Here is a 19,017-nt window from a genome sequence, read left to right as displayed (position 1 = left end):
GGGGAACGTTTCATGGCTGTAATGTCTTATATTGATGCTATTACATTAGCAATGCGCGAAGAAATGGAACGCGATGAGAAAGTATTCGTTTTAGGAGAAGATGTTGGTAAAAAAGGTGGCGTGTTTAAAGCGACACACGGTTTGTATGATCAATTTGGTGAAGATCGTGCGCTTGATGCACCGCTTGCAGAATCTGCAATTGCTGGGGTAGCAATTGGTGCAGCAATGTATGGTATGCGTCCAATCGCTGAAATGCAGTTTGCTGATTTCATCATGCCAGCAGTAAACCAAATTGTTTCTGAGGCAGCAAAAATTCGTTATCGTTCTAATAATGATTGGACTTGTCCAGTTACAATCCGTGCACCATTTGGCGGGGGTGTTCACGGTGCATTGTATCATTCACAATCTGTAGAAGCGATGTTTGCAAACCAACCAGGTTTAAAAATCGTTATCCCTTCTACACCATATGATGCAAAAGGCTTATTAAAAGCAGCCATTCGTGATGAAGATCCAGTATTATTCTTTGAACATAAACGTGCATATCGTTTAATTAAAGGTGAAGTACCGGAGGATGACTACGTATTACCAATCGGAAAAGCAGATGTAAAACGTGAAGGTGATGATATTACAGTTATCACGTACGGATTATGTGTTCATTTTGCTCTTCAAGCGGCTGAAAAATTAGCACAAGATGGCATCTCTGCACACATTCTTGATTTACGTACTGTATATCCATTAGATAAAGAAGCAATCATTGAAGCAGCTTCTAAAACAGGTAAAGTTCTTCTTGTAACAGAAGACAATAAAGAAGGAAGCATTATGAGTGAAGTGGCAGCAATTATCGCTGAAAACTGTCTATTTGATTTAGATGCGCCAATCGCACGTCTTGCAGGTCCAGACGTTCCAGCAATGCCATATGCACCAACAATGGAAAAATTCTTTATGGTAAATCCAGATAAAGTTGAAAAAGCAATGCGTGAACTTGCGGAATTTTAATCGGGGGGACTATACATGGCTGTAGAAAATATTACAATGCCTCAGCTCGGGGAGAGCGTTACAGAGGGAACAATTAGTAAATGGCTCGTTAATGTTGGCGATCACGTAAATAAGTATGATCCGCTTGCAGAAGTAATGACTGATAAAGTAAATGCTGAAGTACCATCTTCTTTCACGGGTGTTGTGAAAGAGTTAATCGCTGGTGAAGGTGATACGTTAGCTGTAGGTGAAGTAGTTTGTGTTATTCAAGTAGAAGGCGCAGATGAAGTAGCAGCAACAGCTGTTGAGGAAAAAACAAAAGAAGAATCAAAGGCAGAAGTAGCTACGTCTGAAAAAGCACCGAAAGTAAAACAACCAACTGATGGAAAACCACGTTTTTCACCAGCTGTGTTAAAGCTTGCAGGTGAGCATAACGTTGATTTAGATCTAGTAGAAGGTACGGGAGCAAACGGCCGTATCACTCGTAAAGATATTTTAAAGCTAGTGGAATCTGGAAATATCCCACAAGCAGGTGCGGCGAAGAAAGAGGAAGCTGTAGCGGCAGTAGTAGAAGCTCGCCCAGAAGCACCAAAAGCAGCACCAGTAGCGCAAAAAGTAGAAGCTGCGAAACCAGTTTCTGTACCTACAATGCCTGGAGATATCGAAATTCCAGTAACAGGTGTGCGTAAAGCAATCGCAGCAAACATGTTACGTAGTAAACACGAAGCACCACATGCTTGGATGATGATTGAAGTAGATGTGACAAACCTTGTGTCATACCGTAACTCAATTAAAGGTGACTTTAAGAAGCGTGAAGGCTTTAACTTAACGTTCTTTGCTTTCTTCGTAAAAGCAGTAGCACAAGCGTTAAAAGAGTATCCTCAAATTAATTCAATGTGGGCTGGCGATAAAATTGTTCAGAAGAAAGATATTAACCTTTCTATCGCTGTTGCAACAGAGGAAGAACTATTTGTACCAGTAATTAAGCAAGCGGACGAGAAAACAATTAAAGGTATCGCTCGTGAAATTACAGAACTTGCAGGAAAAGTACGTACGAAATCGTTAAAAGCAGACGAAATGCAAGGTGGAACATTTACAATTAATAACACAGGATCATTCGGTTCTGTTCAATCTATGGGTATTATTAATTACCCGCAAGCAGCTATTTTACAAGTTGAATCAATTGTAAAACGCCCAGTAATTATGGATAACGGAATGTTCGGTGCTCGTGATATGGTTAACTTATGTTTATCACTTGATCACCGAGTACTTGATGGTTTAATTTGTGGTAAGTTCTTAGGACGTGTTAAAGAAATTTTAGAAAACATGTCAGAAAACAATACATCTGTATATTAATAAAAAGCTCGCTTATGCGAGCTTTTTATTATCTTATTTCTTCATCTACATCCTACTATATGTATAAATATCTTTCCCAGTAATCTTACAATAAACGATTATGTATTAGGAATTTACGAAAATACATTGCTGATATATGGTATATGGATATAAAATAAGAAAAGAATAATTTTTTTGGCAAATCTTACTGACGAAACTGTAGTATAATATATTGTATTGTATGAAAAAGAGAGTTATTCTATATAAGTGTTTTATAGATAATGTGTAATCAGTCGTCAAAACATGAAGAATGTTGACTCCTGGTTTTTTATTTTTGCCGTAACAATGTTTCAGGAGGATGTCATGAAAAGAAGTACCGAGTTTCTAAAAAGTTTAGATGTAAAATTAATTTTAATTTTGTGTGCACTATGTGTGACGAGTATAGCTGCTATATATAGCAGTCAGCAAACGGGACAGTATGGAGCTGCAAACTTTGCTATGAAACAAGGTGTTAACTACATAATTGGGGTTGTATTGTTACTTCTTGTTGCAAGCATCGACTTAGATCAATTGCAAAAATTATCTTGGCCACTTTATATTGCCGGGTTTGGTTCACTTATTCTTTTGAAAATACTACCGGTTTCCACCTTCACACCTGAAAAATTAGGTGCAAAAAGATGGTTCGTTTTTCCAGTACTTGGACAAATTCAGCCGTCGGAGTTTTTCAAAATTGCATTGCTTCTTGTAGTAGCAAGCATAGCTGTGAAACATAATGCGCAGTATATGGCGAGGACATTCCAAACGGATTTAAAATTAGTAGGTAAAATTATGCTAGTTTCTCTTCCGCCTATGGCTGTTGTATATAGCCAACCGGATACAGGTATGGTGTTCTTATATGCTGCTGCTATTGCATGTATTTTATTTATGTCAGGTATTCAAAAGAAATTGATAGCATTATGTACAGTTATTCCGTTGACCATATTATCTGCTTTAATATTTATTTTCTTTAAGTATCCAGATTTTTTCTATAATAAGTTAGTTACTTTACTAAAACCTCACCAACAGTCGCGTATTGTAGGTTGGTTAAATCCATTTGAAAATGCAGATCAAGGTTATCAAACGCAACAATCGATTTTAGCTGTAGGTAGTGGAGGAATGGAAGGTAAAGGATACGGTGGAGGAAGCGTCTATATCCCAGAGAAGCATACTGACTTTATTTTCGCTACAATTGCCGAAGAAGGTGGATTTATCGTAGCAGCCTTAGTTGTCTTCTTGTTCCTATTACTACTATATCGAACAATTATTATTGGTTATTCCGCTGATAATTTATTTGGTACATTATTATGCGCTGGATCAATCGGTATATTAACAGTTCAAATATTCCAAAACATCGGTATGATCGTTGGATTAATGCCTGTAAAAGGTATTGCATTACCTTTCTTATCGTATGGGGGAAGTTCCTTATTCTCAAATATGATTATGATGGGGCTCATATTATCGGTACGGAAAACTTATAAAAAATATATGTTTTCAGTTAAGTAAAAAAAGCTGGTTCGTTTTTAAACGAACCAGCTTTTTTACATATATGCTCATAAACGTTGCAAACTAAACAGGATAGCAGTTTGAGACGGGTAAGGAGTGCAAAGTGATGCATATGCATATTTTTGAAGGAGCACGACATCTTTCTACTAGTGAATGGGTTATTCGGGCTATTATAGCATACATATTTTTAATATTAGTTGCGAAAGCGATGGGGCAAAGGTCTATCGCACAACTTCGTTTTTTAGATGTTGTATTAGTGTTATTGCTTGGTGGGAATATTTCTAACGCATTGTCTGATGAAAAAGTAGGGTTACTGGGATCGATGATTACAACGTTCATACTTGTTGTACTTCATATTATAAGCTCAGTTTTAATGCTGAAATGGGATAGATGGAGACGCTTTTTAGAGCCTGCACCTATTATTCTTATACACAATGGTTCCATTGATTTTAGCAATTTGAAAAAGGCGAGAATTACCTTGGAATATTTGTTTTCGGAACTTCGTATGCGAAATGTGAGCGATATTCAAACGATTAAATTAGCGTTATGGGAAGCAAACGGTGTCGTTTCTATATTTCGGTATCCAGAATATGAAGCAGTTTCGCGGCTTGATCTTAAAGTGGCGGGAAAAAAATCTCCAGTTTCTTTTGTATTAGTAAAGGATGGGAGGATACAGAAAGATGTTCTTGCATTATTAGGAAAAACAGAAGCGTGGGCGAGAGAATTTCTAGAGGAGAGTACAGAAGTCGAATCTATTATGTTAGCTACAGTAGATGAATCACATAAAATAAATATTTTGTTAAAAAAATGAAAAATATACGCATTTTGTCGTTTCGTACATATGATACAATAGTGTGGACAACGAAAAAGGAGGCGATACGGTGGGATATGTAGAAGAATTACGAAAAATAGTTGGTCATCGCCCTTTAATTTTAGTTGGTGCTGTTGTACTCGTTATAAATGAAAATGGATATGTTTTATTGCAGCAGCGGACAGAGCCGTACGGAAAATGGGGGCTACCTGGCGGGCTAATGGAGCTTAGTGAATCACCAGAAGAAACAGCTTATCGTTAAGTATATGAAGAGACAGGAATAAAAGTGAAGAACTTGCGACTAATCAATGTATTTTCTGGAGCGAACTACTTTACAAAATTAGAAAACGGTGATGAATTTCAATCTGTAACAACCGCCTATTATACGGATGAATACGAAGGGGATTTTGTTATGAATAAAGAAGAAGCAGTTCAGCTTAAATTCTTTTCAGTAACAGAACTACCTGACTATATTGTAGGATCGCATAAAAAAATGATTGCTGAATATATGAAGATTATGGAAAAAAAGATATAATAATAGTGAAAGAAATACAAAAACACAGCTCTGGTTGGTAGTCCAGACGCATGATTTCATGTCAGTAACCTTCCCCTCCGGGATGTCCCGTATTTCTAATCTTTTAAAGGAGGGGCTGTCAATGGATTTGACAGTATATCACGATGGCCAATTTTTTGTTGGAATCATTACATGTAAAGAAAAAGGGAAATTGTATGGGGCGAGGTATATTTTTGGGGCGGAACCGTCAGATGAAGAAGTGCTTATGTTTGTGAATGGTTCACTTTTAGAGCATTTTCAGCACTTTGCAAAATGTGGTGTAGAAGTTAAAGAAAAACAGCGTCCTAAAAACATAAAGCGTATCATACGACAAGCAGCAAAAGAAACAACTATTAAACGTTTTACTAAGGCGCAAGAGGCGATTAGTTTATCTTATGAATTGCATAAACAAGAAAAGAAACTGCAGTCTAAAGAGAAGCGAGAAGCTGAAAAAGAAAGAAGACGTTTAATGAAAGTACAAAAAGCAAAGCAAAAACATCGTGGTCATTAAAGAAAAGGTGTTAGAGCAAGAGCTCTAACACCTTTTCTATACTTAAATACAAGTAAACTTACTTGTATTTCATAAACATTAACTGGTAAGATACAAATAGGTAGTTTTAGAGGAGGGAAAAGAGTGATTAATTTTAACTTTTTTATGAATGATGTTGTCCGCCAAGCGCGTGAAGAGATTGTCTCTGCTGGATATACAGAATTGACGACGCCAGAAGCGGTAGAAGAAGCGTTTAAAAGAAATGGAACAACACTTGTAATGGTAAACTCTGTATGTGGTTGTGCAGGTGGTATTGCTCGTCCTGCTGCTGCGCATTCCGTACATTATGATAAACGTCCTAACCACCTTGTAACGGTGTTTGCAGGTCAAGATAAAGAAGCGACAGCAAGAGCGCGTGAATATTTCGAAGGGTACCCACCTTCTTCTCCATCATTTGCTTTATTAAAAGATGGAAAAATTGTAACGATGGTAGAGCGTCATGAAATTGAAGGTCATGAACCGATGCAAGTTATTGCGAAATTACAATCGTATTTCGAAGAGAATTGTGAAGAACTATAAAAAATAAGAGAAAAGGCGGCACGTCCACAATCAAGTGGATGTGCCGCCTTTTTTATTTATTATTAAAATTTCTGAGATATGCATAGTTATGTTATTTTATGCATCATTTTATACATAACAAACAGCATTTGTATTGTTATATTATTTATTTTTATTTTATATATTGCATAAAAATAAAAGTGCTGATACAATACAAACATCGAATAAATATTCTATTAAACTTTTAAATATACATTATTAGGGGGAAGAAAGATGAAGAAGTTAGTATCAATATCGTTTGCACTTATTTTAATTGTAAGTATATTCAGCGCTTGTAGTAATGGGGAATCGAAAGAAACAAAAGGAAATAAAAAAGTACTCGTAATGGGAACTTCAGCAGATTATAAACCTTATGAATATGTAGATGCGTCAAAGAGCGATGAAATTATTGGCTTTGATGTTGATGTTGCTAAATATATCGGAAAAGAACTTGGGTATGAAGTGAAAGTGAAAGATATGGATTTTGGTGGTTTATTAGCATCTCTTAGTTCAGGAAAAGTTGATTTCGTAATGGCAGGTATGACGCCAACTGCAGAGCGTAAAAATAATGTTGATTTTACAGATATTTATTTTGTTGCGAAAAATATGGTCGTTTCTAAAAAGGATTCTAACATTAAATCTGTAGAGGATTTAAAAGGGAAAAAAGTAGGGGTACAAACAGGGTCTATTCAAGAAGAGAAAGCTGCAGAATTTAAAAAACAAGTAGATTTCCAAGTTGAGGGACGTGACCGTATACCAGAAATCGTACAAGAAATTAAAGCTGGTCGTTTTGACGCTGCAATTATAGAAGATACAGTTGCTAAAAATTATTTAGAGAAAATGAAAGATTTACAAGGAATTGAAATTAAAGAAGCACCAGAAGAAGTTGGAGCAGCAATTGCCCTTCCGAAAAACAGTGATAAAACAGCTGAATTTAATAAAGTAATTAAAAAAATGCAAGAAAATGGAGAAATGGATAAATTAGTGAAGAAATGGTTTGGCAGCGGAAAATAAGCTGCCTTTCACTTTTCTGTGAGGGGAATGAAAAGAATGAACTTAGATTTTTCGGCGATTACGCCTTCGATACCATATATACTAAAAGGTTTAGAAGTTACTTTGAAAATTGTAGCAGTATCAGCTTTAGCAGGATTTATTTTAGGAACGCTATTAGCACTTTGTAAAATTGCTAGAATACGAGCATTAAATATAGCAGCAGATTTTTATACATCAATTTTTCGTGGTACACCCCTTGTATTGCAATTAATGATTATTTATTTCGGCGTCCCACAAATAATTGGTTATGAAATACCAGCATTTTTAGCTGCTGTACTTGCATTTAGCTTAAATTCAGGTGCATACATGTCAGAAGTAATTCGTGCTGGTATTCAAGCGGTTGATAAAGGACAAACAGAAGCAGCAATGGCTTTAGGGATACCGTACGGAAAAATGATGAGAAATATTATTTTCCCTCAAGCATTAAAAAATATATTACCAGCGCTTGTGAACGAATTTGCGACACTTACGAAAGAATCGGCTGTAGTAACAGTAATAGGCGCGACTGATTTAATGCGTCGTGCTTACATTGTAGGCGGTGAGACATTTAAATATCTTGAACCATTACTTTTTGTTGGACTGATTTATTATATGTTAGTCATTATTCTTACATTAGTCGGGAAGGCAATTGAAGGGAGAATGAAGAAAAGTGATTAAAATTGAAAACCTTCATAAATCATTTGGTAAAAACGAAGTATTAAAAGGAATTACAACAACAATTGAAAAAGGGGAAGTAGTCGCAATTATAGGGCCTTCTGGATCAGGAAAATCAACATTTTTACGTTGTATGAATATGTTAGAAGCACCAACGGATGGTCACATTTGGATTGGGACGGAAGAAGTAACGAATCCGAAAACGAATGTTATGCATGTTCGTGAAAATGTCGGTATGGTATTTCAACATTTTCACTTATTTCCTCATATGACTGTATTAGAAAATATTACGTATGCTCCTATCAATGTAAAAGGGGTAACGAAGCAAGAAGCTGAAAAGAAAGCTGAGAAACTTTTAGAAAAGGTTGGATTAGTAGATAAAAAAGATACGTATCCAAATCGTCTTTCGGGAGGACAAAAGCAACGTGTAGCAATTGCAAGAGCGTTAGCGATGGAACCGGAAGTTATGTTATTTGATGAACCGACATCGGCGCTAGATCCAGAGATGGTGAAAGAAGTGTTAGAAGTTATGAAATCGTTAGTTACGACAGGAATGACGATGGCTATCGTTACACATGAAATGGGCTTTGCAAAAGAAGTGGCAGATCGTGTTCTTTTCTTGGACGGAGGAAAGCTTGTAGAAGATAGTGCGCCAGAAGAATTTTTTGCAGCGCCGAAAAGTGAACGTGCGCAACAATTTTTACAAAAAATATTGTAATATGAAAAGGTTATGTGAATAATAAGTAGAAAAGGATGACATTGTGTCATCCTTTTTTTATACTAGCTGTAAATACGTTTATACATATAGGAGTAATGATATGTTTAAAATTGGATATCGTACAGTAAAAACAGCAATAGGGACAGGTGCGGCAGTTTTTATTGCTCAGTTATTAGGGTTAGAATTTTATAGTTCAGCAGGCATTTTAGTTATTTTATGTGTACAAAATACGAAGCGCAAATCACTTCAAGTGTCGTTACATCGTTTTCTAGCGTGTGTATTATCAATGGCATTCGCGTTTTGTATTTTTGAAACGATTGGCTATACACCACTTGCAATTAGCATATTGTTACTTACATTTATTCCGACTGCAGTAATGCTTAAAATTCAAGAAGGTATTGTCACGAGTTCAGTTATTGTTATGCATCTATATTCATTGAAGCAAATTACATGGCTTATAGTTGGAAATGAAATTGCTATATTAACGATAGGGATTAGCGTGGCGTTATTAGTAAATATGTATATGCCGAGTAGTGAAAATAAGCTAAAAGAGTATCAGGATAAAATAGAGAATAATTTTAAAACGATTTTGTTTGAAATGGTTGTGTATTTACGAAATCGAGAAAGTAGTTGGAGTGGAGCAGAACTCATTGAAACCGAGAATATGTTAAATGAAGCAAGAGATTTATCGTTTAAAAAACTTGAGAATGCATTTATGCGAGAAGATGATTATTACTATCGTTATTTTAATATGCGTATGCAACAATTCGAAATTTTAGAGCGAATGATACCACTAGCAGCTTCTTTATCGTGGACATATGAACAAGCTGACATGATTGCAGATGTTGTTGAAAACATTGGTAATGCTATTAGCCCTGAGAGTACTGGCGTTATTTCCTTAAGGCAGCTTCAAGAAATGAGGGGATTATTTAGAGACATGCCATTGCCAGCTACACGCGAAGAATTTGAGATACGTGCGAAACTTGTTCAACTTGTGTATGAAATGGAACAATATTTACTCATTAAAAGTCGCTTTAAGGGAAAGGATAATATAAAAGAACTTATATAGAAGGTAGGAATTATCTATGCCGTATCTTCTCTCTATCATATTATGTCTTTCTTTATCGCCGATTTGGCCTCTTGGGGATAATCCACGTGCCGGAGATACTTTTATTATTGTAAATAAAGCAACGAATAAATTAGCTTACATTGACGATGGAAAGATTCAAAAGGTTTTTCCAGTAGCGACAGGGAAAACGAATGAATTAACTCCAGAAGGAAATTTTGATGTTGTAATGAAAGCAAAGGATCCGTATTACATTGCGAAGGATATTCCAGGTGGATCGCCAAAAAATCCACTTGGGTCAAGGTGGATTGGATTTAATGCAAGAGGAACTGATGGAAGTAAATATGGAATACATGGAACAAACCAACCGAGTTCAATTGGAAAGTATATTTCACAAGGGTGTATAAGAATGAAGAAAAACGATGTGGAATATTTGTTTGATCGCATTCCAATTGGAACGAAAGTATGGATTGTGAAATCGAAAAAATCATTTCAGCAATTGGCAAAAGAAAAAGGAGCCGTTGCATATGAAAAAGCCAACGAAAAGGTTGGCTTTTTCTATTATAATAAGTTGTCTTGACATGTGTACATAACCGTGCGTTAATGAGAGTATAGAAAGATAAAATTAGATAAAGGGGTTGCTCATATGTACTTGAATCCAAAACTTTCGTATATGCAGTTTTTTATGGGATTTCTATTTGTTATTACATTCATATTGGCAACTTTTAATATATGTTCTTATCTTGTAGCGATTGTATGTATGGCATTACTTAATCTCACTTTTGTTATTGGGGCATTTCAGCAGAAACAATATACAAGTTTTGTAATAGCGCTTGTAATGTCATTTTCCTTTAGTATTGTAGCGATTGTGTTTTATATAAAATAAACCATCTCGATGTCGAGATGGTTTATTTTGTTATGTGTAAAAAGTAAAAAAAGGACGAACACATCGCCCTTTTTACCAAAACATACTCGCGCCAGCAAGTAATGTTGTTACAAGCATAGAAATTAGCATCACATAAACCATAACTTTTTGAGCTTTTTTATGCATCGTTATACCTCCTTGCAAATCAGTACAATTTCATTGTAACGAGAAATGAAATTATGGACAAGGGGAGAGTGAGGACAAAATTCGGGAGGGGATTGCAAAATATAACAGGAAATTTGAGAGTGTGTAGAGAATATAGTAAAAGGGTATATTGTTAATTTTTAGTTGGGCAAGCTGAAGAATGGAGATACGATGATGAAAATATACGAAACAGATCGTTTATACTTAAGGGAAATTGATGAGTCGTATGCTGAAACAGTTCTTCAATATTACGACAGAAATCGTGAATTTTTAAAAGCTTGGGAAGAGTATAGACCGGATGATTTTTTTACGCTAGATTATCAAAAGAAAAAGTTGCAAAAGGATAGAAAAGAGTTCGAAGAAGGGAAAATCATCAGACTATGGATTTTTAAAAAGGGTGATGATACGAAAATAATTGGGTGTATTTCATTTAATTTAATCGTTCGTGGCATTTATCAATCTTGTGTACTCAGTTATAAATTAGATAAAGCAGAGTTAAACAAAGGGTATACGACAGAAGCGCTTAGAAAAGCAATTCAAGTTGCTTTTGGGGAATTTCAGTTACATCGTATAGAAGCTCCGATTATGCCTCGTAATTTAGCATCTATACAAGTAGTAACGAAGATAGGTTTTCAATATGAAGGCGTGTCTAGGAAGATGTTAATGGTAAATGGCGTGTGGGAAGATCATATGCGCTGGGTATTGTTAAATGAGTAATAGAAAGCAGATGGTTATCTAGACATGTAAACCATCTGTTTTTTGTCTTGTATTTCGAAACTTTTGCGAAATTCTGTTATAATTAATAGTGTTACATACATAATGGTAGTGCAGGAGGCGCAGTCTTATGATTAATCAAGAACGTTTAGTAAATGAATTTATGGAATTAGTACAAGTAGATTCTGAAACGAAATTTGAAGCAGAAATCTGCAAAGTATTAACGAAGAAATTCACAGATTTAGGTGTAGAAGTATTTGAAGATGACACAATGGCTGTAACTGGTCATGGTGCAGGTAACTTAATTTGTACTTTACCAGCAACAAAAGATGGTGTTGATACAATTTACTTTACTTCTCATATGGATACAGTAGTTCCTGGTAATGGAATTAAGCCTTCTATTAAAGATGGATATATCGTATCAGATGGTACAACAATTTTAGGTGCGGATGATAAAGCTGGATTAGCATCAATGTTCGAAGCAATCCGTGTTTTAAAAGAGAAAAATATCCCTCATGGTAAAATTGAATTTATTATTACAGTCGGAGAAGAATCAGGTCTTGTTGGTGCAAAAGCATTAGACCGTGAGCGTATTACAGCGAAATATGGCTACGCATTAGATAGCGATGGAAAAGTTGGTGAAATCGTTGTTGCAGCTCCAACACAAGCGAAAGTGAACGCAATTATTCGCGGAAAAACAGCTCACGCTGGTGTAGCGCCGGAGAAAGGTGTATCTGCAATTACTATCGCAGCGAAAGCAATTGCGAAGATGCCACTTGGTCGCATTGACTCTGAAACGACTGCAAATATTGGGCGTTTTGAAGGTGGTACACAAACGAATATCGTTTGCGATCATGTACAAATCTTTGCAGAAGCTCGTTCTTTAATCAATGAGAAAATGGAAGCACAAGTTGCGAAAATGAAAGAAGCATTTGAAACAACTGCAAAAGAAATGGGCGGGCATGCAGACGTTGAAGTAAACGTTATGTACCCAGGATTTAAATTTGCTGATGGCGATCACGTTGTAGAAGTTGCAAAACGTGCAGCTGAAAAAATTGGTCGTACACCTTCTCTTCACCAAAGTGGTGGCGGAAGTGATGCAAACGTAATTGCAGGACATGGTATCCCAACAGTTAACTTAGCAGTTGGTTATGAAGAAATTCATACAACAAACGAGAAGATTCCTGTTGAAGAATTAGCAAAAACAGCAGAATTAGTTGTTGCAATTATTGAAGAAGTAGCGAAGTAATGAAATAGAAAAAGCGTGTAAATCAATTGTGATTTACACGCTTTTTATTTTGATTCGATTGCTTTGACAAGACGTATAAGCCAATATAAGAAAACCTATGGAAGTATATACGTTGTTGCTACATGTACTAGACGAAGGAATAATCCTAACGTATTCATATTGAAAATCGGAAGTAGTAAATAATTAATTGCAATGATTAATATAACTACAAGGAATGTATAGTTGAGTTTATCCCGCTATTTGCCGGACAGTAAGCTCCCTACCTCAAAATTCTGCGAAAGTAAAGAAGTTAAGTGGGGGCCCTGCTGCCCGCAAAAACCCGATTGGTGAGGCTGATTAAAGTTTCACTTTATTAGCTGATCTCATCATAATCAGACCCTTTCACATATATATCGATTATAAAAAAGAACAAGTAATTATTATAACTATTGTGCAAAATTTGATATAATGAAAGAACGAACGTTCTGATTAGGGAGTGAGTACTATGCGAGAAATGTATCCGAAAAATGGTCGTGTTATTTTACATGTAGATATGAATTGCTTTTTCGCATCTGTTGAAATTGCTCATGATCCATCATTACAAGGAAAGCCATTAGCGGTTGCTGGAAATGAAAAAGAGAGAAAAGGAATTATTATAACATGTAGTTATGAGGCGAGAGAATACGGAATACGTACGACGATGCCCCTTTGGGAAGCGAAAAGGTTATGCCCGCAATTAGTTGTAAGGCGTCCTAATTTCACATTATATCGCGAAGCTTCATTTCAAATGTTTCAAGTCCTTTCCCGTTTTACAGAAAAGATACAACCAGTCTCAATAGATGAAGGATATTTAGATATTACAGATTGCTACGCACTTGGTTCGCCTCTTGAAATAGCAAAGATGATTCAACAAGCACTATTAACAGAGTTGCAGCTTCCGTGTAGTATCGGAATTGCTCCAAATCTTTTCCTAGCAAAAACAGCTTCTGATATGAAAAAACCTCTCGGTATTACCGTACTTCGAAAACGTGATATTCCAGAAATGATTTGGACACTTCCAGTTGAAGCAATGCATGGGATTGGAGAAAAAACAGCTGAAAAATTAAATGAAATTCATATACATACAATTGAACAGTTAGCGAAGGGAGACGAGCATATCATTCGCGCTAAAATTGGGAAGCACGGTATTGATTTACAAAAGCGTGCAAAAGGTACGGATGATAGGGAAGTGGATCCGAGTCAAATGGGCCAACATAAAAGTGTCGGTAACTCGATGACTTTTTCAAAGGATATGGATGAAGAGAAAGAATTGCTTGATATGTTAGAACGTTTATCAAAATCAGTGAGTAAAAGATTACAAAAGCGAACCCTTGTCAGCTATAATATTCAAATTATGATTAAATACCATGATAGGCGAACAGTAACACGGAGTAAGCAATTGAAAAATGCAATTTGGGAAGAACGCGATATTTTTCAAGCAGCATCCCGTTTATGGAAGCAACATTGGGATGGTGATTCCGTTCGTTTACTAGGTGTTACAGCTACTGAAATAGAGTGGAAGACAGAATCGGTGAAACAATTAGATTTGTTTTCATTTGAAGAGGATGCGAAAAAAGAACCACTACTTGCTGTCATTGATCAAATTAATGATAAGTATGGAACACCGATTTTACAACGAGGTAGTCAACTACTACGTAAGCAAGAGAAGTCGTTTCAACAAAAGTTAGAAAATAAATTTATGTAGAAGGTGTCATGAAGTAGTAAAATCATGACACCTTTCCTATTATACAGGTACCAAGTGATACGAGAGCATTTGTCCGTAACCCAGCCATTCGGTGTCTCCATTGTCTTTCCATTCCAATGCAAGCTCCTACAATAATTGCGATAACTAATCTGAATACAATGTCGTACCATACCATCATGGTCACCTCCATATATAAATATGTGTTATGTTTTTTAGAATGAGCGGGGAATACCCACTCATTCTTATTTTTACAACCAGCTATGAAACTTTTTAATATAAAGCTTTTTTAGGAACTGTGTTAAAAAAGCGTAGCCTAATAGTATTCCTACTAACCAAGGGAAGTAGTTAAGTGGCAATGCTTGCAAACCAACGGCTGCACCAAGTGGTGAGAATGGAATATAAATCCCGATTGCCATAATAAGAGCGGTTAATAAAACGACTGGTGTTGATGCAGTGCTTTGAATAAATGGAATCTTTTGTGTTCTTATCATGTGAACAATTAAAGTTTGTGTTAACAATCCAACGACAAACCAACCGGACTGGAATAATGATTGCTCGCTCGGTGTATTTGCACCAAATACATTCCACATGACTACGTATGTGATAATATCAAATACGGAACTAATTGGGCCGATAGAAATAATGAAGCTTCGTAAGTTTGCAGTATCCCATTTTCGTGGTTTTTCTAGAAACTCTTTATCCATTTTGTCCCATGGAATAGAAAGTTGTGAAATATCATAAAGTAAGTTTTGAATTAAAAGATGAATGGCAAGCATCGGTAAAAAAGGAATGAAAGCACTTGCTACTAACACGCTAAACACATTACCGAAGTTAGAGCTAGCTGTCATCTTAATATATTTTAAAATATTTCCGAATGTAGTACGTCCTTCTAAAATACCTGCTTCTAATATAGTTAAACTTTTTTCGAGTAGAATAATATCGGAAGCTTCTTTCGCAATATCAGTAGCAGTATTAACAGATATTCCGACATCAGCTTCACGTAATGCTACAGCATCGTTAATGCCGTCTCCCATGTAACCTACAGTGTGTCCATTTCCTTGTAATGCGTGTATAATACGAGATTTTTGCATTGGATTAAGCTTCGCAAATACAGTCGTTTCTTCAGCAAGTTTTGCTAATGCTTTATCTGGTAAAGAATCAATCTCGTAACCGAGGATTGGTTCGCCGATATCTAATCCAACTTCTTTACAAACCTTTCTTGTAACAATTTCGTTATCGCCAGTTAAAATTTTCACTTGTACACCATGTTTTTGTAATGCTTGAATTGCAGCTGCTGCAGATGGTTTCGGTGGATCTAAAAAGCCGATATATCCACTGAGAATCATATCAGTTTCGTCTTTTACTGCGTACTCTGTATCATTTATTCTTCTATCTTTTTTATAAGCCACAGCAATAACTCGCATACCTTCACTATTTAGTGTCTCACTTAGTTTTTTGACATTTGAACGTATTTCCTCGGTGAGTGGAACGATTTTTTCATCCACTTCAGTGTAGTTACAAATTGATAAAATTTCTTCTACGGCACCTTTACAAACCATTGTATGTTCACCTGAAATATCCTTTACGATAACTGACATACGCCGGCGGGCGAAATCGAATGGAATTTCATCTAGCTTTTGAAAAGCTGATGGATTAAATTTATTGTTTTCCTCTGTATGCTTAATAACAGCTTTATCTATTAAATTTTTCAATCCAGTTTGATAGAAACTATTTAAATAGGCAAATTGCAAGACGCGATTGCATTCATTTCCCTTGGGATCTAAGTGACGAACAAGGACCACTTTATCTTCTGTTAAAGTTCCGGTTTTATCTGTACAAAGAATGTTCATAGCACCTAAGTTTTGAATAGAATTTAGCTGTTTTACAATTACTTTTTGTTTAGACATGTTAACGGCACCTTTAGCTAAATTAGCAGTTACAATCATTGGTAACATTTCAGGTGTAAGGCCAACAGCAACGGCAATAGCGAAGAAGAAAGCTTCTTGCCAATCTCCTTTTGTGAATCCATTAATGAGAAGGACAATAGGTGCCATAATAAGCATGAATGTAATTAAGAGCCAGCTTACTTTGTTTACACCTTTATCAAAGCTTGTTTCTACACGCTTTCCAATTACCTTATTTGCTAAAGAGCCGAAATACGTATCGGTACTTGTTGAGATGACAACAGCTTTTGCGCTGCCACTTACAATATTTGTTCCCATGAAACAAAGGTTTTCCATATCGAGTGGATTGTAATTTTTTTTCATGTTTTTCGGTAAGATATGCTTATTTTCTGTATGGTAGCAGTGTTCGTATTTTTCTACAGGAAGTGCTTCCCCTGTCAAAGAAGATTGATTAACAAATAAATCTTTAGCGGATACAACACGCACATCAGCTGGAACAATATCACCAGCTGAAAGGGAAATAATATCGCCAGGTACAAGTTCCTCAATTGGAATTTCTGTTGTGTAATTTCGGTTTAAATTCTTTACATTTTTTGTTTCATGTACAAATCCATTTATTCTAAATACGCTCGCAGTTGTTCGAACCATAGCTTTTAACTTATCGGCAGCTTTTTGAGAACGAAATTCTTGGGAGAACCGAATCGTTGCACTAAGTAGGACCATTACAGATACGACAATCGTTCCTTGCATATCATCTGTGAAAAAGGAGAGTGCTCCAAGAGCTAATAAAACGAAAATAAATGGATTTTTAAATGCCAATAGAAATTGAATGTACCACGGCGCCATTTTATTATGAGCTATTTCATTCGGACCATATAAAGAAAGTCTACGAGACGCTTCTTGTTTAGATAATCCATCTTGTGTTGTTTCTAAAAGTTTTAACGCAGAGCTTACATCTTGTGTTGCAACCTCCACTAATAATTCGTTATTTGTTTTCATGCTATCTTGCTCATAAGCATGCTTTGTTTCTTGTCTTTGTAAATTAAACATCGGTAGTTCCTCCTCTGTCATGAAGGAGGAAACAATCTGTTACCTAACTATTTGAAATGGTGAGGAACAGTTTCTTTCCTACCTACATGATGAAATATGAATGTAAAACGTATGGGTATCTGGGCCGAATCATCAATTGCCAACTGTTCCTCACCTCCGTACAATTTAGTAGTTTCTGAATATGCTATGTTTGTTTCATAGTAAGGTGCATATAGACGTAAAAAGACCTTTACTCAAAACGAGTAAAGGTCTGAATTCGCAGTTAAAAGAGTCCACAACAAAGACTGTTAGTAGATATAAATAAAAACAGTTTTTGTGTATGACAAAATACATGCACCTCTCCCTCGTTGAGTTTTAGCACTGTATAGCATAGGTACTGAAACCAGCTACGTTAAAAAAGGCCTTCATTCCGACCTTTCCTGTTGACCCATTGGCGTCTCTCGACATTTTTGGGCAGCAGCGTTTCTCTATACAGGAGCCTCACCTAACAGAGACCATATTCAATTACATGTTGATGTTAGCACTGTAAAATCTTAGTGTCAATATCTTTTTTATCTGTGTTTTTAAAATATTAAATGGATTTATAATAGATATATGGGATGAAATGCATGATATTGATTATAAATAATATGGAAAATAAATATTTTTATAAAAGGGGAATTTGTAATGGTACCACAAAATTTTATTATAAATATTAAGAATCAAAAATGGTTGTTTAATGAGCAGGAAGATTTATGTTCTCATGGAGAAATATATTTAAATATGGCTGGAACGATTATTACGCAGGCAGGTATGGATGAGGAATGGGGAATAAGTGAATCAGCTTTAGCTTTGTTACGAACTTTAGATAAAGAATATATTTGTGATATTGAAAATGAAGAGGGGCTTATTTTGCACGGATGTGGCACTATGCTAATGTTAGGATGCCCAATTTCAATTCATTGGACTATAAACCATATAGGTAAAAACGTGATTTTAAAGGACTTTGTCAAAGTTATTTCTACTGATCAAAAGGCTATATACTATGAAGGACTTCATATAGAATTGAATGAAAATGAATATAGAAGACAAATTGTTTCTTTTGCACTACAAGCAAAAGAATTATTTAATAAATCAAGTGACAAGATAATTTTAGATGAGTTTGATCAAAGGATGTATACAAACTTTTGGACGGAATATGACGATTTACTAAATAAGTATAAATAAAAAAGCACTGTAACCAGTGCTTTTTTATTTATAGATCACGAGATTGTAGGGTTTTCAAAAATAACAATCTCTGAACTGTTTGTAGTTGAAACACGTTGGGCGTAATATGTTAAAGCTGAAGAAATATATGCTGGTAACGTATCATTTGTATGTGATGTTGTATATTCATGGATTAATTCCTTTAAAGTTGTCCATTCTAATTGTGCTGGGTGATCAGACACGAAAGAACTTACCCAGCGATCAAATGAAGATGAAAAATCAGTTTGTAAACGAAATACTTCTTTCATAATAAAACGCTCCCTTAAAAT

General features: G+C 35.6%; 19 protein-coding genes, 2 pseudogenes and 1 riboswitch. Of the genes and pseudogenes, 17 read left to right on the top strand and 4 right to left on the bottom strand.

Annotated features, from left to right (window positions below):
* Window positions 1-12: 12 nt before the first annotated feature.
* The 13 genes and pseudogenes from bfmBAB (at window position 13) to HMPREF2590_RS06595 (ending at window position 10,680) form a co-directional block, all read left to right on the top strand.
* Window positions 13-996, top strand: coding sequence for a 3-methyl-2-oxobutanoate dehydrogenase subunit beta (bfmBAB, locus tag HMPREF2590_RS06665; protein WP_000290071.1), 984 nt, complete (start codon window positions 13-15; stop codon window positions 994-996).
* Between the two features lie 15 nt (window positions 997-1,011).
* Complete coding sequence (locus HMPREF2590_RS06660) at window positions 1,012-2,331, top strand: dihydrolipoamide acetyltransferase family protein (RefSeq protein ID WP_000257681.1); 1,320 nt, start codon at window positions 1,012-1,014, stop codon at window positions 2,329-2,331.
* A gap of 342 nt (window positions 2,332-2,673) precedes the next feature.
* Window positions 2,674-3,852 carry an FtsW/RodA/SpoVE family cell cycle protein gene (locus HMPREF2590_RS06650; RefSeq protein ID WP_000831182.1) on the top strand — a complete coding sequence of 393 codons (1,179 nt, stop codon included), beginning with the start codon at window positions 2,674-2,676 and terminating at the stop codon, window positions 3,850-3,852.
* Window positions 3,853-3,958: 106 nt separating this feature from the next.
* Window positions 3,959-4,663 carry a DUF421 domain-containing protein gene (locus HMPREF2590_RS06645; protein ID WP_000550978.1) on the top strand — a complete coding sequence of 235 codons (705 nt, stop codon included), beginning with the start codon at window positions 3,959-3,961 and terminating at the stop codon, window positions 4,661-4,663.
* Window positions 4,664-4,733: 70 nt separating this feature from the next.
* Window positions 4,734-5,198: pseudogene (locus HMPREF2590_RS06640) on the top strand (NUDIX hydrolase).
* A 121-nt stretch (window positions 5,199-5,319) separates the two neighbouring features.
* On the top strand, window positions 5,320-5,727 hold the full coding sequence (locus HMPREF2590_RS06635) for a YjdF family protein (protein ID WP_000366585.1): 408 nt from the start codon (window positions 5,320-5,322) through the stop codon (window positions 5,725-5,727).
* A gap of 144 nt (window positions 5,728-5,871) precedes the next feature.
* A complete protein-coding gene (locus HMPREF2590_RS06630) occupies window positions 5,872-6,285 on the top strand; it encodes a BrxA/BrxB family bacilliredoxin (RefSeq protein ID WP_001979317.1) in 414 nt (137 codons plus the stop codon).
* Window positions 6,286-6,537: 252 nt separating this feature from the next.
* Complete coding sequence (locus HMPREF2590_RS06620; protein ID WP_000737673.1) at window positions 6,538-7,317, top strand: transporter substrate-binding domain-containing protein; 780 nt, start codon at window positions 6,538-6,540, stop codon at window positions 7,315-7,317.
* Window positions 7,318-7,353: 36 nt separating this feature from the next.
* Window positions 7,354-8,013: an amino acid ABC transporter permease gene (locus tag HMPREF2590_RS06615; protein WP_001046915.1), complete on the top strand. Its 660-nt coding sequence runs from the start codon at window positions 7,354-7,356 to the stop codon at window positions 8,011-8,013.
* Complete coding sequence (locus HMPREF2590_RS06610; protein ID WP_000590202.1) at window positions 8,006-8,728, top strand: amino acid ABC transporter ATP-binding protein; 723 nt, start codon at window positions 8,006-8,008, stop codon at window positions 8,726-8,728. The genes HMPREF2590_RS06615 and HMPREF2590_RS06610 overlap by 8 nt, the downstream gene beginning before the upstream one ends.
* A gap of 100 nt (window positions 8,729-8,828) precedes the next feature.
* Entirely contained in the window at window positions 8,829-9,797 is a 969-nt protein-coding gene (locus tag HMPREF2590_RS06605) for an aromatic acid exporter family protein (protein ID WP_000472666.1), read from the top strand.
* Between the two features lie 16 nt (window positions 9,798-9,813).
* On the top strand, window positions 9,814-10,374 hold the full coding sequence (locus HMPREF2590_RS06600) for a L,D-transpeptidase (RefSeq protein ID WP_001146570.1): 561 nt from the start codon (window positions 9,814-9,816) through the stop codon (window positions 10,372-10,374).
* A 66-nt stretch (window positions 10,375-10,440) separates the two neighbouring features.
* A complete protein-coding gene (locus tag HMPREF2590_RS06595; protein WP_000281167.1) occupies window positions 10,441-10,680 on the top strand; it encodes a DUF3894 domain-containing protein in 240 nt (79 codons plus the stop codon).
* Window positions 10,681-10,752: 72 nt separating this feature from the next.
* Here the strand turns inward: HMPREF2590_RS06595 and prli42 are convergent, their stop codons facing one another.
* On the bottom strand, window positions 10,753-10,845 hold the full coding sequence (gene prli42 / locus HMPREF2590_RS30285; protein ID WP_000549040.1) for a stressosome-associated protein Prli42: 93 nt from the start codon (window positions 10,843-10,845) through the stop codon (window positions 10,753-10,755).
* A gap of 189 nt (window positions 10,846-11,034) precedes the next feature.
* Between prli42 and HMPREF2590_RS06585 the strand changes: the two genes are divergently transcribed.
* The 3 genes from HMPREF2590_RS06585 (at window position 11,035) to HMPREF2590_RS06575 (ending at window position 14,549) form a co-directional block, all read left to right on the top strand.
* Window positions 11,035-11,580 carry a GNAT family N-acetyltransferase gene (locus HMPREF2590_RS06585; protein WP_001987197.1) on the top strand — a complete coding sequence of 182 codons (546 nt, stop codon included), beginning with the start codon at window positions 11,035-11,037 and terminating at the stop codon, window positions 11,578-11,580.
* Between the two features lie 127 nt (window positions 11,581-11,707).
* Window positions 11,708-12,826, top strand: a complete 1,119-nt coding sequence (locus HMPREF2590_RS06580) for a tripeptidase T (RefSeq protein WP_000609803.1) — start codon at window positions 11,708-11,710, stop codon at window positions 12,824-12,826.
* Between the two features lie 484 nt (window positions 12,827-13,310).
* Window positions 13,311-14,549, top strand: coding sequence for a DNA polymerase IV (locus tag HMPREF2590_RS06575; RefSeq protein ID WP_001208860.1), 1,239 nt, complete (start codon window positions 13,311-13,313; stop codon window positions 14,547-14,549).
* A 40-nt stretch (window positions 14,550-14,589) separates the two neighbouring features.
* On the opposite strand, the pseudogene HMPREF2590_RS28595 reads toward HMPREF2590_RS06575, so the two are convergent.
* Both HMPREF2590_RS28595 and mgtA read right to left on the bottom strand, forming a co-directional pair.
* Window positions 14,590-14,724, bottom strand: a pseudogene (locus HMPREF2590_RS28595) (MgtC/SapB family protein); the annotation flags it as partial.
* Window positions 14,725-14,797: 73 nt separating this feature from the next.
* The gene (gene mgtA, locus HMPREF2590_RS06570; RefSeq protein ID WP_000482690.1) at window positions 14,798-17,503 is read right to left on the bottom strand and encodes a magnesium-translocating P-type ATPase; all 2,706 of its coding nucleotides are present in this window, start codon (window positions 17,501-17,503) and stop codon (window positions 14,798-14,800) included.
* A gap of 331 nt (window positions 17,504-17,834) precedes the next feature.
* Window positions 17,835-18,002, bottom strand: a riboswitch (M-box (ykoK) riboswitch).
* Between the two features lie 167 nt (window positions 18,003-18,169).
* Between mgtA and HMPREF2590_RS06565 the strand changes: the two genes are divergently transcribed.
* Window positions 18,170-18,709 (top strand): hypothetical protein, encoded by a 540-nt coding sequence (locus HMPREF2590_RS06565; RefSeq protein WP_000249066.1) that lies wholly within the window; start codon window positions 18,170-18,172, stop codon window positions 18,707-18,709.
* A gap of 35 nt (window positions 18,710-18,744) precedes the next feature.
* Here HMPREF2590_RS06565 and HMPREF2590_RS06560 read toward each other — a convergent pair whose 3' ends face one another.
* Window positions 18,745-18,996, bottom strand: a complete 252-nt coding sequence (locus HMPREF2590_RS06560; RefSeq protein ID WP_000665709.1) for a DUF3932 family protein — start codon at window positions 18,994-18,996, stop codon at window positions 18,745-18,747.
* Between the last annotated feature and the right edge of the window lie 21 nt (window positions 18,997-19,017).

It is taken from the genome of Bacillus sp. HMSC036E02 (genome assembly GCF_001836235.1).
Classification (GTDB): Bacteria; Bacillota; Bacilli; order Bacillales; family Bacillaceae_G; genus Bacillus_A; species Bacillus_A cereus.
Note: the sequence above shows the minus strand (reverse complement) of the source record. Positions and strands in the feature narration are given on the sequence as shown.

What these genes read in the sequence shown, in the direction of transcription:
- HMPREF2590_RS06660 (WP_000257681.1), top strand. Translation starts at nt 1,012, where the DNA reads ATGGCTGTAGAAAATATTACAATGCCTCAGCTCGGGGAGAGCGTTACA.
- HMPREF2590_RS06635 (WP_000366585.1), top strand. Translation starts at nt 5,320, where the DNA reads ATGGATTTGACAGTATATCACGATGGCCAATTTTTTGTTGGAATCATT.
- HMPREF2590_RS06645 (WP_000550978.1), top strand. Translation starts at nt 3,959, where the DNA reads ATGCATATGCATATTTTTGAAGGAGCACGACATCTTTCTACTAGTGAA.
- HMPREF2590_RS06580 (WP_000609803.1), top strand. Translation starts at nt 11,708, where the DNA reads ATGATTAATCAAGAACGTTTAGTAAATGAATTTATGGAATTAGTACAA.
- HMPREF2590_RS06605 (WP_000472666.1), top strand. Translation starts at nt 8,829, where the DNA reads ATGTTTAAAATTGGATATCGTACAGTAAAAACAGCAATAGGGACAGGT.
- HMPREF2590_RS06565 (WP_000249066.1), top strand. Translation starts at nt 18,170, where the DNA reads ATGGTACCACAAAATTTTATTATAAATATTAAGAATCAAAAATGGTTG.
- bfmBAB (WP_000290071.1), top strand. Translation starts at nt 13, where the DNA reads ATGGCTGTAATGTCTTATATTGATGCTATTACATTAGCAATGCGCGAA.
- HMPREF2590_RS06650 (WP_000831182.1), top strand. Translation starts at nt 2,674, where the DNA reads ATGAAAAGAAGTACCGAGTTTCTAAAAAGTTTAGATGTAAAATTAATT.
- prli42 (WP_000549040.1), bottom strand. Translation starts at nt 10,845, where the DNA reads ATGCATAAAAAAGCTCAAAAAGTTATGGTTTATGTGATGCTAATTTCT.
- HMPREF2590_RS06595 (WP_000281167.1), top strand. Translation starts at nt 10,441, where the DNA reads ATGTACTTGAATCCAAAACTTTCGTATATGCAGTTTTTTATGGGATTT.
- mgtA (WP_000482690.1), bottom strand. Translation starts at nt 17,503, where the DNA reads ATGTTTAATTTACAAAGACAAGAAACAAAGCATGCTTATGAGCAAGAT.
- HMPREF2590_RS06600 (WP_001146570.1), top strand. Translation starts at nt 9,814, where the DNA reads ATGCCGTATCTTCTCTCTATCATATTATGTCTTTCTTTATCGCCGATT.
- HMPREF2590_RS06560 (WP_000665709.1), bottom strand. Translation starts at nt 18,996, where the DNA reads ATGAAAGAAGTATTTCGTTTACAAACTGATTTTTCATCTTCATTTGAT.
- HMPREF2590_RS06620 (WP_000737673.1), top strand. Translation starts at nt 6,538, where the DNA reads ATGAAGAAGTTAGTATCAATATCGTTTGCACTTATTTTAATTGTAAGT.
- HMPREF2590_RS06630 (WP_001979317.1), top strand. Translation starts at nt 5,872, where the DNA reads ATGAATGATGTTGTCCGCCAAGCGCGTGAAGAGATTGTCTCTGCTGGA.
- HMPREF2590_RS06585 (WP_001987197.1), top strand. Translation starts at nt 11,035, where the DNA reads ATGATGAAAATATACGAAACAGATCGTTTATACTTAAGGGAAATTGAT.
- HMPREF2590_RS06615 (WP_001046915.1), top strand. Translation starts at nt 7,354, where the DNA reads ATGAACTTAGATTTTTCGGCGATTACGCCTTCGATACCATATATACTA.
- HMPREF2590_RS06575 (WP_001208860.1), top strand. Translation starts at nt 13,311, where the DNA reads ATGCGAGAAATGTATCCGAAAAATGGTCGTGTTATTTTACATGTAGAT.